11 protein-coding genes are annotated in these 12,759 nt (G+C 48.8%); 8 read left to right on the top strand and 3 right to left on the bottom strand.

Annotation, left to right across the window (positions count from 1 at the left end; translation table 11 throughout):
- Nucleotides 1-45: 45 nt before the first annotated feature.
- Nucleotides 46-534 (bottom strand): sporulation membrane protein YtrI, encoded by a 489-nt coding sequence (locus tag AC6CIF_RS02960; RefSeq protein ID WP_036609856.1) that lies wholly within the window; start codon nt 532-534, stop codon nt 46-48.
- A 21-nt stretch (nt 535-555) separates the two neighbouring features.
- Nucleotides 556-885 (bottom strand): YtrH family sporulation protein, encoded by a 330-nt coding sequence (locus tag AC6CIF_RS02955; protein WP_026081169.1) that lies wholly within the window; start codon nt 883-885, stop codon nt 556-558.
- A 266-nt stretch (nt 886-1,151) separates the two neighbouring features.
- Here AC6CIF_RS02955 and AC6CIF_RS02950 point away from each other — a divergent pair, with 266 nt between their 5' ends.
- The 8 genes from AC6CIF_RS02950 (at nt 1,152) to AC6CIF_RS02915 (ending at nt 11,465) form a co-directional block, all read left to right on the top strand.
- Nucleotides 1,152-5,291 carry a DNA polymerase III subunit alpha gene (locus AC6CIF_RS02950; RefSeq protein WP_498197797.1) on the top strand — a complete coding sequence of 1,380 codons (4,140 nt, stop codon included), beginning with the start codon at nt 1,152-1,154 and terminating at the stop codon, nt 5,289-5,291.
- A gap of 303 nt (nt 5,292-5,594) precedes the next feature.
- Entirely contained in the window at nt 5,595-6,086 is a 492-nt protein-coding gene (locus AC6CIF_RS02945; RefSeq protein ID WP_076209104.1) for a phosphatidylglycerophosphatase A family protein, read from the top strand.
- Nucleotides 6,087-6,369: 283 nt separating this feature from the next.
- Nucleotides 6,370-6,558, top strand: coding sequence for a hypothetical protein (locus tag AC6CIF_RS02940; RefSeq protein ID WP_017689496.1), 189 nt, complete (start codon nt 6,370-6,372; stop codon nt 6,556-6,558).
- Between the two features lie 405 nt (nt 6,559-6,963).
- A complete protein-coding gene (gene accD / locus AC6CIF_RS02935) occupies nt 6,964-7,857 on the top strand; it encodes an acetyl-CoA carboxylase, carboxyltransferase subunit beta (protein WP_221823132.1) in 894 nt (297 codons plus the stop codon).
- On the top strand, nt 7,858-8,889 hold the full coding sequence (locus AC6CIF_RS02930; RefSeq protein WP_498197795.1) for an acetyl-CoA carboxylase carboxyltransferase subunit alpha: 1,032 nt from the start codon (nt 7,858-7,860) through the stop codon (nt 8,887-8,889). It begins immediately after the preceding gene.
- 105 nt (nt 8,890-8,994) lie between these two features.
- On the top strand, nt 8,995-10,422 hold the full coding sequence (gene pyk, locus AC6CIF_RS02925) for a pyruvate kinase (protein WP_405131857.1): 1,428 nt from the start codon (nt 8,995-8,997) through the stop codon (nt 10,420-10,422).
- Nucleotides 10,423-10,552: 130 nt separating this feature from the next.
- Complete coding sequence (locus AC6CIF_RS02920; RefSeq protein ID WP_179088482.1) at nt 10,553-11,059, top strand: acyl-CoA thioesterase; 507 nt, start codon at nt 10,553-10,555, stop codon at nt 11,057-11,059.
- 7 nt (nt 11,060-11,066) lie between these two features.
- Nucleotides 11,067-11,465 carry an FxsA family protein gene (locus AC6CIF_RS02915; RefSeq protein WP_076209101.1) on the top strand — a complete coding sequence of 133 codons (399 nt, stop codon included), beginning with the start codon at nt 11,067-11,069 and terminating at the stop codon, nt 11,463-11,465.
- A 102-nt stretch (nt 11,466-11,567) separates the two neighbouring features.
- Here the strand turns inward: AC6CIF_RS02915 and ytvI are convergent, their stop codons facing one another.
- Entirely contained in the window at nt 11,568-12,686 is a 1,119-nt protein-coding gene (gene ytvI, locus AC6CIF_RS02910) for a sporulation integral membrane protein YtvI (protein ID WP_498197793.1), read from the bottom strand.
- Nucleotides 12,687-12,759: the final 73 nt, after the last annotated feature.

Here is a 12,759-nt window from a genome sequence, read left to right as displayed (position 1 = left end):
CTTATTGTACCATGCAGAGATGCAGACAAGGGCAGTTTTTTGCTGTTACGCAGGAACGTGCATGCGAATCTGTACCCAAACTTGCAGTACGCCTTCCATAACCAGCATCGTTTTGACCTGAACGGTGTACTCCTTTTCCCTGACCGAGTAGACTTTCTGATTTAGCATGATTCGTGTCATTTTGCTATACTCATCGATGTTGAATACATCTCTGCCCCGAAGTACCTCAAGTTCGTCTCCGAGTTTCTGTAACATCACTTTCAGAGAAGCCTCGTCTGGCCCCTTATCCGATTCTTCTGCACGGACCTTGATTTCCTTGATAACGGTTTGGCGTTTACTGTATTTTTTCAGCGTTTTGATATCCTCCTCATTCTGATGCAGCTGAAGCTGCAGCTCCTGATTGTTCAGCCACAACGCATTGTAACTCAGGTGAAATACACCGTTGTAGACGACACATCCAGCGATCATTCCCAGAACAAACACAGCGGTCATTCGCATCAGCGGGCGGTAACGAGAAAATGGCGGAACTCTCATGAACGCTGTTCCTGTCTCATATTAGCTCCGGCCTCCGCCGCACACCCATTTCACTAATTCGGTTCCCATATGTGCGCCCATAAAAGCAGAGATCAAATACAGGATTTGTTTGACCGCCGGAGACAGGTTACCATCCAGAAAATTGCTCTCGATGACACGCATGGGATCTATTGTGCCGCCAACAGCGGCTGCGAGTGCCCATATCTTTATTTTCCCGGAAATATCGAGCATCGTCTGTGTTGGAGGCTGAAGAGAGATCACTGCTCCAATACCTCCGATCATCGCGCCGCCCAGCACGATTCCAAACGCAATAAAGAAATCAAGAATGGCTTTGGACAAAAATGTGCTCACTGGCAACACCCCTTTCAGGCCTAGCAGCACACCTCCTGTCTTCGGTCTGTCACAGGGGGAGCGGCTTGTACTTCTATTGTATGGGCGTGCCCCCGAACGTTATGATAAAATAGAATAATAAAGTCTCCTTTTAAGAGGTTGTTACAAATTCTAATATGGGGATTCCATTTTTTATTTGTTTAATTCATATATATGAGATAGATAGGGTAGCAGAGGGATCAGAAGATCGATGCTGCGACTATCTGCGGCGAAAGGAAGAAAAAAACATGAGTTCTTTTGTGCATTTGCACGTTCACAGCGAATACAGTTTGCTGGACGGCGCTGCGCGTATTCCGGATCTCGTGAATAAGGCTGCAGATCTCGGAATGACGACACTTGCGCTGACCGACCATGGCGTGATGTATGGTGCAATTCCTTTTTATAAAGCATGTATGGAGCGAGGCATCAAGCCGATTATAGGTTGCGAGGCATACATGACAGCAGGGTCCCGCAAAGAGCGGGGAAGCCGCAAGGATCAACCGATTCATCATTTGATTTTGCTGGCCAAAAATATGACGGGTTACCGTAATCTGATGAAATTGTGCTCCATTGGACATCTCGAAGGTTTTCATTACAAACCCCGTGTAGATATGGAAAGTCTGGCTGCCCATCACGAGGGTATTATCTGTCTAAGTGCGTGTCTTGGTGGTGAAGTACCACAACATTTGCTGCATGGGCGAGAAGAAGAGGCAAGACGTGCCGCGTTACGCTACAAAAATATCTTTGGTGCCGACTTCTATCTGGAACTTCAGGATCACGGGCTTTCCGAGCAAAAAAGGGTAAATCCGCAGTTGATCAAACTGGCGGCTGAGCTTGAGATTCCGCTTGTAGCGACCAATGATGCGCATTATCTGTCGGAAGAGGATGCTGAGCTTCAGGATGTGCTGATCTGTATCGGAACGGGCAAGACCGTGGATGATGAGACTCGGCTTCGGATTGGAACCAATCAGCTCTATCTGAAAAGTGAAGAAGAGATGGCTCGTTTGTTTCCTCATGTACCGGAAGCTCTGGCAAACACCGTCCGTATTGCGGATTCCTGTGAGTTGAAGCTGGAATTCGGCAAATCGATTTTGCCGGAATACAGACCGCTTCCCGATGGACTCAGCCCTTCGGTGTATCTGCGTCAGCTGTGCGAAGAAGGAATGGAGGAGCGTTATGCGCAGTCCACACGTTGGACAGATGCGGAGCTTCGATCCGAACTCGAACAACGATTGGCGTATGAGCTGGGTATAATCGACAGCATGGGATTCTCGGATTATTTCCTGATTGTCTGGGATTTTATCGCCTATGCACATAAGCAAGGCATTGTTACTGGACCAGGCCGGGGGTCTTCGGCAGGAAGTCTGGTTGCGTACACGCTGCATATTACCGATGTTGATCCGATGAAATACAACCTGCTCTTCGAACGATTCCTGAATCCCGAGCGGATATCCATGCCGGATATTGATATTGACTTCAGCGATGAGCGGCGGGATGAAGTCATTGATTATGTCGCGCATAAATATGGCAAAGCCCATGTCGCCCAGATTATTACGTTTGGAACGATGGCTGCCCGTGCAGCCGTACGTGATGTTGGACGGGCACTGAATGTGCCTTATGGTGAAGTGGACAAGGCTGCAAAGCTGATTCCGGCGCAGCTTGGCATTAACATTGAGCGGGCCATGGAAGCTACACCTGAACTGAAGGCGCTGTATGAAACCAAGCCTAAGACACGTGAGCTGCTGGATATGGCGATGAAGGTAGAAGGTATGCCACGCCATGCTTCGACGCATGCAGCGGGAGTGGTTATATCCCGTGACCCGCTAACCGATGTGGTGCCACTTCAGGAGGGCAGTGAAGGGACAGCATTAACCCAGTATTCCATGGAAAACCTGGAGTCTATTGGTCTGCTTAAAATGGACTTTCTTGGTCTGCGTACCCTCTCGATCATTGAGCGTTGTGTGCGCTGGATTGGGGAACATGGAGAAATTCCGGACTTCCGTCTTATTCCCGATGATGATCCGTTAACGTACGAGATGCTTGGGCGAGGGGACACGATGGGCATATTCCAACTGGAATCTGCCGGGGTACGCCGTGTGCTGAAAGAGATGAAGCCAAGTGGTTTTGAAGATGTAATCTCTGTACTTGCCTTGTACCGTCCGGGCCCGATGGAGTTCATATCCAAATACATTCAGGGCAAGCATGGACAGATTGAAGTGGATTACCCCCATGTGGATCTGGAGCCTATCCTGAAAGATACGTACGGCATCATCGTGTATCAGGAGCAGATCATGCAGATAGCCTCCCGGATGGCGGGTTTCTCGCTGGGTGAGGCAGATTTGCTTCGCAGAGCGGTCTCCAAGAAGAAACGGGAAGTGCTGGATCTGGAGCGTGGACACTTTGTACAAGGCAGCCTGAAACAAGGGTATAGCGAAGAAGAGGCAGACCTGGTCTATGATATGATCGTCAAGTTTGCCAACTATGGCTTCCCGCGTGCTCATGCCGCGGCATATGGTGTGCTTGCGTTCCAGACGGCGTATCTGAAGGCGCATTATCCGGTTCATTTTATGGCATCCATGTTAACAGCTGTAATGGGCAGTCATCGGAAAGTGGCAGAGTACGTGGTGGAATGTCGGCGTATGGACATGGAGGTGCTTCCTCCGGATGTGAATGAGAGCGGTATTCTGTTTACACCTGTATTTGTGCCGTCCGGCAGCGCAGGAGCCGGGGATCAGAGCAATGCATCGCAGCAGACTGCGGGAGCAGATGCAGAGAGTGACGCCGGAAGCCCTGCCGATGAACATGCCGCGAATGGTAACGGGAGTTCCTTGAGGGAAGATCACGTTCATGAGCATGATGGGCATTCGGGACAAGCCGAATATGGTGAAGCACCTCTGCCGGATGATCCCGGTCCTGGACCGGAAGAGAACAGTGGGGAATATGAGTGGCAGGCAGCAACATCCATGCCTGAGACATCCGACAACCGGAAGGAACCTGGATTGGTGACGGCTTCTTCAATGGAAAATGGTAATAACGAAGGACAGGAGGTGTCTTCTTCGCGCGCGGAACAAGAGGAACTGTCCTCTGTGGAGAAGAACATTGCAGTGTCTAATGATAATTCGGATGAGGAAAAATTAACGGGTGCAATACGATTTGGTCTGGCCGCTGTGAAAAATGTCGGTACCCAGGCAATGGAAAGCATTATGATCGTAAGGCAGGAGAGACCGTTCGACAGTTTGCTCGATTTTTGTCGTCGTGTGGATCTGCGTGTATGCAACAAACGTGTGATTGAATCGCTGATCCAAGCCGGAGCTTTTGATACACTACCTGGGCACCGGGCCCAGTTGCTCGCGATGCTGGATGAGACTGTTGAAGCGGCTCTGAAATGGCGCAAGGAACGCGAGGATCTGCAGATTCAATTGTTCGACTTTGTTGAGACGCCGAACTGGGAGATTGAGTATCCGGATATTCCTCCTTATTCCTCAGGGCAACAACTGGAGTTAGAGCGTGAGTTGTTAGGCTTGTATCTCTCCGGGCATCCGCTGGATGACTATGAAGATGTGCTGGAATCGAGTGGGGCTGACCGGATCATGGAGCTGACCGAGGCGGCAGACGACACGATGACCGTCGCCGCGGGTATGGTTGTGTCCGTGAAGTCGATTACGACGAAACAGGGCAAGGCTATGGCGTTCATGGAGCTGGAAGACCAGATTGAACGCTGTGAAGTGGTTCTCTTTCCCGAGGTATGGCGGCGTAGCCAGCAACATGTCGGGAAAGGTGAACTGCTCGTCGTGCGTGCCAAAGTGCAGCAGCAGGACGAAGGGTTTAAGCTGCTGGCTGAGGAAGTGGTGCCGTTGTCAACGGCGGCACTGGAGCAGCAGCTGCGCAGCCGTGACCGGCGCGTCAAGCCCGGCAGCGGCAGCTCTTCGCGCCCGGCGCAGTCGGCTTCGCCGCGGCGACCAGCGGGCGCAGGAGCCGAAGCGCAGCGCAGCAGCGCAGGCGGGGATGCTTCCGCTGTGCGTAGCAGCGGGAGCCAAGGCTCAGCAGCGACGCGCAGCGATGCGGCGGGTACGGGCGCAGCCACGGCGGCGGCTTCCCGGCCTGGCGGTGCCGCTGAGGCGACAGGCAGCCCGGAGCAGAGTCGCGAACCGCGGGCCGTGGAGCAGCGGGTGTTCGTGAAGATTGCCCCGCATGCGGAGAAGCCTGAGCTTCTGGCACGTCTGAAGCAGCTGCTTCAGGAGCATCCCGGACCTGTGGCGACAGTGCTCTTCTATGAGCAGCAGCAGAAGCTGCTTGCGCTAAGTGATGCCTACCGGATTAAGCCATCACCAACCTTATTCTCCGATATGGAGAAAATGCTGGGGGAAGGAACAGTCAAAATTAAATAAGAGGCTGTTCCATAAGTGATAGCACTTATCCATATTATGAAACCTGTTTGGCTCAATGCTGAACAGGTTTTTTTGTGATTATTTTAGCGCCGTTCCCTGACGACAAGGTTTAAACAAACGAATTGCAACTTGTTATAGGCCAGCTACAGACCAGAGCGGAATGTACAATCCTGCAACAAGTCAAGGATGTGATAGATCTCAACCATCCACACATTTTATGAACATTTTAACAGGTTGCTGCATACACTTGAGAACACCGAAGGACCTCGCGGTCCTCGGGGGATTGATGCGGGAGGTCGAGATATGTCATATGAAATCGTAGAAGCCATGCTGGCCCGGCGGGGTGTACAGATTGATGCAATCGCAGCAATTGTATACCGTCTGCAAAAAGGGTACCACCCCGAACTGACCTTGGACGACTGTGTAACCAGCGTGAAATCCGTTCTGCAGAAACGAGAGGTGCAATATACGCTCTATACGGGTATTGCTCTCGACGAACTTGCGGAGAAAAAACTCTTGCCCCAACCGTTACAGGCTATTATGGAAGCGGATGAATCCCTGTATGGAGTGGACGAGACTCTGGCCCTCGGCATTACTCATGTGTATGGTATGATCGGTTTAACCAGCTTTGGTTACCTGGATAAAGAAAAAATAGGTGTAATTCATGATTTGAACGAACACACAACAGCCATTCATGTCTTTTTGGATGATCTGGTCGCAGGGGTGGCCGCTGCGGCTTCTGCCCGGATTGCACACAAAAATATTAAAGCCAAAAAATACCCCTCAGACCTTTAACCTTCTGTATTTCCATGCTTGCCTGTTTGGTTAATCTAATGGCTCATATGAAGGTCTTCAAGGGCTGCTGACGCTGCCCTGATAAGCTTGTGGCTGTTTATGGAAGAGGTAGGAACAAGAAGATTTCGTCAACCATATGAGTTATTCGTGGGGGACTAATGTCCCTCATGATCCCAAATTCTCCCCAAAGGTCCTGAACCCTTTCTTGCAGAAAAAAAGTGAGGTATGTTATCATTAGTCCAATATACGGGCTCTGAACATTAGCTTAGGGGGCGGACAAGGCATGTGGACGGTGATTTACATTGCACCGACAGCAAAGGTTGCGGACAAGATCAAGACCAAGCTTTCGGAAGAAGGTTTTCTGGTACAGACCCGTCCCATCAGTTTATCCAAGCAGCAATTTGAGATTCGCGTCCCTTCTGGGGAATTGGAAGAGGTCCAGGAAGTGTTGAATTCCATTCTGCATTCCTGATTTGTTCGACATCAACGTGCCTTGGCAGATGAAGAAGTACCATCGGTACATAAGGGACTAATCGCGTAAGCGGAGAGAGGAATCGACTTGCATGTATTGTATGCTGCTGTCCTTCCTTCTTTTTTTGTTAGGACAAGGACCGACCTGGTTGCTCCCTGAGACCCTACCAAGATAGATTCAAACATCGGCGCAACAATCTTTCGGTTTTTGCAGGTAACATCAATCGTGCTGACAGAAGCCGCTGATCCTTGCCCTGTACCGGCGGATTTTTTTGTTGTGAATGCTGGACAAGGCCCAGGGCAGCGTGTGGGTCGTAAGCGGTTTACCGTAGCACGCGGATGAAGCTGCCACAAGCAGCGCTCTGCATGTTGCGGCCATCAAATCAACGGCTGGAGAGGTGTAGTTGTGTTCAAAGATATATTCCAGAAGAAACGGAAGTACGCTACCATACCTTCCGAGCGTGCACTTCCCGGTGAAGGCCAGGAAGTCCTAGAACGCCCAAAACGTGAAATACCTGAAGGGCTTATGAACAAGTGCAGCAAATGCGGCACCATTCAATATAGCAAGGAATTGGAGAAAAATCTGAAAGTATGTCCTGCCTGCGGTTACCATATGCGTCTTAACGCTATGGAGCGCATTGCTATGGTACTTGATGATCAAGGATTTGTTGAGTTTGACGCTGATATGATATCGGTTGATCCACTTGGCTTTCCTGGATATAGCAACAAATTGGAACAACAGCGTCTGAAATCGGGCCTGAAGGAAGCGGTAATTACAGGGGAAGGAACCATTGATGGCCTGCCTGTAGTTGTGGCTGTCATGAGCTTTGATTTCTTCACAGGCAGCATGGGTTCTGTTGTAGGGGAGAAAATTACCCGTGCCGTTGAGCATGCAACAGAGAAACGGTTACCATTGATTATTTTCTCCACATCAGGTGGTGCCCGGATGCAAGAGAGTATTCTCAGCCTCATGCAAATGGCCAAAACAAGTGCAGCGTTATCCCGTTTGGATGAACAGGGCGGGCTGTACATTTCGGTCATTACGGACCCAACGACAGGTGGAGTCTCGGCAAGTTTTGCGAGCCTGGGCGATATTAATATTGCCGAACCTGGCGCTGTATTTGGTTTTGCCGGCAGAATCGTTATCGAACAGACGATCCGTCAGAAGTTACCTGATGATTTCCAGACGGCTGAATTTAATATGCAACATGGTCAGTTGGACATGGTTGTGCACCGGAAAGAACTACGGACCACTCTTGGTAAGCTTCTGGATATGCATAGTGAAAAAGGAGGGGTCTAAATGGCGGGTGAGTTGCCATATGAAGCGCCTCTGGTTGAGATGCGCAAAAAGATTGATGAACTCGTACAGTTTGGACAGGAAAAAGGCATCGACTTCACGGACGAGATTGCCCGCCTGGAAGAACGTTACCATAGACTTGAAGAAGAGATCTACACTGGCATAACAGCAGCTCAGAAGATGCATCTGGCCCGGCATCAGCAGCGCCCAACGGCGTTGGATCTGATCCAGCTGATATTTACGGACTTCATTGAGCTGCACGGTGATCGCATGTTCGGAGACGATCTTGCGGTTGTTGGCGGACTTGCCAAGTTGAATGGAAAGACAGTAACGGTAATCGGACAACAGCGGGGGAAAGACACGAAGGATAATATCGCCCGCTTTTTCGGTAGCGCTCATCCAGAAGGTTTCCGAAAAGGACTTCGTCTGATGAAACAAGCGAACAAATTTGGCCGTCCTATTATTACGTTTATTGATACTAAAGGGGCGTATCCGGGTAATACTGCTGAAGAGAGAGGTCAATCGGAAGCGATTGCTCGCAACCTTATGGAGATGGCGAAGCTATCGGTTCCTGTTATTGTTGTGGTCATCGGCGAAGGTGGAAGCGGCGGTGCCCTCGCTATGGCTGTGGGTAATCGTGTGTTGATGCTGGAACATGCGATCTATTCTGCAATCTCTCCAAACGGCGCTGCTTCGATTCTCTGGAAGGATGCATCCAAGGCAGATCAGGCGGCTGAAGCAATGAAAATAACAGCCAAAGACCTGCTGGAGATGGAAGTCATTGAAGAGATTGTCCCTGAGCCACGCGGCGGTGCTCATCGGGATTATGAAGCGTCTGCTGCTTTCATCAGTGAAGCCTTGGTCCGTCATCTGGACGATATGAAGGGTTGGAGCGGGGATCAGCTGAAACAGGATCGTTATGAGAAATTCCGTAAAATTGGATCGGTCACGTTTGAACCTAAAGCCTCCATTGAAGCCCCTCAAGAGCTTGTAAAAGTCGATGTTGCGAGTAATTTGTCGGGAAATGCTGAATAATGTGACGAATTTCCTATACAAATGAGCGAAAGTATAGTAAATTTAATAGTTGGAAAAAGAAAAATAGATAAAGAGTAATACCTTTAAAATCGGAGGAAACCCAAAATGCGTAAAACGAAAATTGTATGTACCATTGGTCCATCCAGTGAATCTCTGGAGAACACCAAAAAATTGATTATGGCCGGTATGAATGTGGCCCGTCTGAACTTCTCCCACGGTGATTTCGATGAGCACGGCGGACGGATCATTGCGATTCGCCAAGCATGCGAAGAGTTGAACAAAACAGTAGCGATCCTGCTGGACACCAAAGGACCGGAAATTCGGACAGGTAAACTCGAAGTTGAACCAATCGAATTGGTTCAAGACGAGTACATCACTTTGACAACAGAAGAAATTCTGGGCACCAAAGAACGTCTTTCCATTACGTATACAGATCTTCCGAATGATGTTGAACCAGGATCTACAATTCTGATCGACGACGGTCTGATCGGACTGACTGTGGTGGAAGTGCAAGGCACCGAGATCAAATGCCGTATCGTTAACGGCGGATCGATCAAAAGCAAAAAAGGTGTTAACGTTCCGGGCGTTGCCATTTCTCTGCCGGGTATCACCGAGAAAGACGCTAACGATATCGTATTTGGTATCGAACAAGGTGTCGATTTCATCGCGGCTTCTTTTGTACGTAAAGCAAGTGACGTACTTGAGATTCGTGAATTGCTTGAAAAACACAATGCTGGACATATCCAAATCATCTCCAAAATCGAAAACCAACAAGGTGTCGATAACCTCGACGAAATCCTTGAAGTGTCTGACGGCCTGATGGTTGCTCGTGGAGACCTGGGTGTTGAGATTCCTGCGGAAGAAGTACCTTTGGTGCAAAAACGCATGATCCAAAAATGTAACGTTGCAGGTAAACCGGTTATCACAGCTACACAAATGTTGGATTCCATGCAACGTAACCCGCGTCCAACACGTGCGGAAGCAAGTGACGTGGCGAATGCAATCTTCGATGGTACAGACGCAATCATGTTGTCTGGTGAGACAGCTGCGGGTAAATACCCGGTTGAATCTGTTCTGACGATGTCCCGTATTGCTGAAAAAGCAGAATCTGCTCTGCCTTACCAAGAGTTGTACCTGAAACAACGTGTTGCTCAACAAACAACAGTTACAGAAGCAATCAGCCAATCGGTTGCCCTCTCAGCTCAAGATTTGAACGCAAAAGCGATCATCACTTCAACTGAATCAGGACACACTGCACGCATGATTTCCAAGTATCGTCCAGAATCTCCAATCATTGCTGTGACTACGGAAGACAGAACTTCCCGTCGTTTGGCTCTGGCTTGGGGTGTAACTCCTGTCAAAGGAAGACTGGTTGATTCCACGGATGCTTTGTTCGAAAACGCAATTGAAGGCGGCGTAAAATCCGGACTTGTTAAAGAAGGAGACCTGGTTGTGATCACAGCAGGTGTACCTTTGGGTCGTTCCGGTTCTACCAACCTGATTAAAGTAAGCCAAATTCCAAACAACGCTTAATAGCGTTTTGGATGGAGAGCAGCAGGAAAGAAGCAATGGGGCTTTATTGTCCCGTTGCTTTTTTTCCATCTTATTGACACTTTACAACGAAGTAACACGTATGAATGATAGAACGAAGGAGGCCGATAACGTGCGAGAACAGAGCAATGGTAGCTGGTATGCGGCACGTCTTCGTGTACGCTATCAAGAAAGTGACCAGATGGGCGTGGTGTATCACGCGAACTATTTGAATTGGTTTGAAATCGGTCGAACTGAGATGATTCGCCAAATGGGGTATACATATCGTAAAATGGAGGAACAGGGGCTACTGCTTCCCGTAACCGGACTGGATGTGAAGTATCACAAGCCTGCCCGATATGATGATGAGATTATCATTTTCACCCGTATTGCTGCATTTAGTGGTCTGCGACTGAACTATGAGTATGACGTAAGACGCATGTCTGAAGAACCTGATGAGCATATGGCGATTGGAGAACGGGTATGGTCAGCTGATGAATCACTCCCCGGTGAAAGGCTAGTTACAGGTTCTACCCAGCATGTATGGGTGAATGGGGACTGGAAGCCAGTTCGGCTGGATAAGGCAGCCTCTGAGCTATACAGCTCGCTTGAAAAGGTGTGGCTTTCTGGAAAGGGGTAATACGTCAATGCGAAAATGGATGTGGGCTTTACTCTTAATCATTCCGGTGATTGAATTATTTGGTTTTATTCTGATGAGTGACTGGATCGGAGCCGGAAAGACATTGCTTCTCATGATTCTCACGTCCTTGATTGGTATAGCAATGTTGCAGTTTGAAGGGCGAAAAGTACTTGTGGACGCCAAATCCGAGATGGAACGTGGCAAGGTACCTGGAAGAAAAATGGTCGATGGTCTTTTTATTTTTGTCGGTGGTTTCTTGCTGTTGATTCCAGGTTTTGTAACGGATCTGATCGGGTTTACACTAATATTTCCATTAACACGTCCGGTTTACCGTCTGTTCTTCCTGGGGTGGCTGGAGAAAAAAATGAAAAGTGGAAAAATTACGTTTTATCGTCGTCCGAAATGAAACACTAGTTGTTTTGCATAATGGAAGAGGCTCCGCTCAGCAGATAATTTCTGTTGAATGAAGCCTTTTTCTATTTTTCCTGGGTGCATATAAGATGATGCCTCATCGGACACGACCGTTGATGATATACGTTCTGAGATCGCGTAATACGTTAGCCCGATTGAACGCATCGAGAATCACGAGACTGACAGGGCCAATGATCAAGCCCAGAACACCGAACAACTTCAAACCCACAAACATGCCAACCAGCGTGGCGAGTGGGTCGAGCCCAACACTGCTTGCAAGTACCTTTGGTTCAATAATCTGACGAGCGATCAGTAAGATCAGATAAATAATACTAATGCCAATACCCAGATACAGGTCCCCATTCATAAAGAGGTATGCTGCCCAAGGCACCATGACAAGGCCAACACCCAGATAAGGAAGCAGATCGACCAAACCAATCATCAGAGCGATGGTGAAGGCTGAATTGACTTGCAATATAAGCAGCCCAATCATGACAAACAGTGCTGTAATCGAAATCATGATTAATTGTGCTCTTGCGTATCCGAACAGGGCCTTCTTAAGGTCAGTCCATATGTCGGAGATCGGCTTGCGAATGGAAGAGGGCACCCATCCCGATACGGTGATGTTGTGCCTGGTCCAACTTTTGCTAATGAAGAATGTAGACAACAGAACAACGATTAATACCGCGCCCATGTTCGGCAGGGAGGTCAGCAGACTCAGAATCATATTGAAAAATCCGGTGACCAGATCTGTCACGGCTGTACCCACCGTCTCAGTCGTTTTACTAATATTGCTGTTGATGGTTTCCTGATAGTTGGGATTTTCCTTGTAAAATTCATTGATCTGCGCAGTCAAACTTTGAATGGTGTCATTCTGGGTCCAGCGCACAAACGTGTCCTTGATCTCATCAACATGAAGATCAAAGCTTGTCGTAAGTGAAATGACTTCTTTTACCATGCGGGTAATCGCCGCAGACAGCACTACCGCAATGGCTCCAAAATAAAGGATCAATGAAAGAGTCACAGCCAGCCAGCGGGGGAATCGTGCTCGATGCTGAAGCAGTTTCACTAAAGGATTCATGGCATAGGCGATAATCCAGGCAATCGCAAAAGGGTACAAAAGTGGGAACAGCAAGTATATGGCAAATGCGATCAGAACGGCCGCAATGATAACCCATAAGCCACGGAGCAGGCGTTTCATTATTATTCTATCCAAGCATCAACTCTCCTTAGTTTAATTAAGCCGACCTATGTATGATCCATAAAGCAGTATTAGAAATAGATGGCTA

This window comes from Paenibacillus sp. GQ49 (genome assembly GCF_059759055.1).
Note: the sequence above shows the minus strand (reverse complement) of the source record. Positions and strands in the feature narration are given on the sequence as shown.